This is a genomic window from Leptospira soteropolitanensis (assembly GCF_026151655.1).
Classification (GTDB): domain Bacteria; phylum Spirochaetota; class Leptospiria; order Leptospirales; family Leptospiraceae; genus Leptospira_A; species Leptospira_A soteropolitanensis.
Map to the genome: position 1 here is coordinate 1 of NZ_JAMQPN010000080.1, position 933 is coordinate 933.

General features: G+C 32.8%; 1 protein-coding gene. It reads right to left on the reverse strand.

Annotated features, from left to right (window positions below; all coding sequences use genetic code 11):
• Nucleotides 1–152: 152 nt before the first annotated feature.
• Nucleotides 153–933, reverse strand: a 781-nt coding sequence (locus ND811_RS19400) for a hypothetical protein (RefSeq protein ID WP_265353615.1), incomplete at its 5' end; no start/stop codon positions are given.

Genomic DNA, 933 nt, shown 5'->3' on the forward strand with positions numbered 1-933 from the left:
TACCGAAGTTCCCTGACCCTGAGTCCCGGAACGGGACGTTAGGGACTGGCACGTAGCTTGCGTATGCATGCGAGTGACAGAAAGGGAATTTGCCGCAGGCCGAGCGAGGCCTTGTGCCGAAGCGTAGCGGTAAGTCGCTGTTATGCGCAGTATCATTGTTCAATTTCAATTTTATCGTTAATCAAATCGATTTTAATTTTCTGATTGCTAAATTGTGCAATTGCAATTGGAAAAGAGTATGAGCATTTTATATTTTCTGATTTTGTTTCAAATAATATCTCTACATTCTCATTAAGTCTTCTAATATATTTTTTGTTGAAGTTAAAGAATTCATTTATATTCAGCTTTTTACCAGATTTCAATTCACCTACATATCCTGCATTTCGTTGTCCGTCATGAAATAAAATATAGTGTTTTTTTGAAGATGATAGGAAATAGATAGTGCCTATTTTTTGATCATAATCTAATGGGTGAAATTCGAAAGATCCAAGCTTTAAAAGATTACATTTTTTCCAATCAAATTCATAAGTTTCTAAAGACAGTTCGTTTGCAGAAAACCAACCTGAATGTTCGGTATAAACAATTTTATTATCAAAAGTCCAGTAATCGAAACCGTATCCGATTCCTAATTCAAAATTTGGAGGATAGCATTTTTGTTTTCCACTTTCAAAATCACCGGCTTTTATTGAGTATTCAATTTTGTTTTCAGCTATATTTTTAATATTAAATTGGCATATCCATCGGTTTCGTGGTAGATCAAAAATCGCACCAAGCTGATTTTTACAATCAGGATCTGATTCTGAATAGGATGTTTCAATTCTGTATTTGTTATCTTTAGAAATAAACTTATTTGTCTGTTTGATTAAATCTTCTGATAAGATTTGTATACTAAGTAAGAGGAGAAAAATTGCAATATTTGTTTTTGTTTTCATA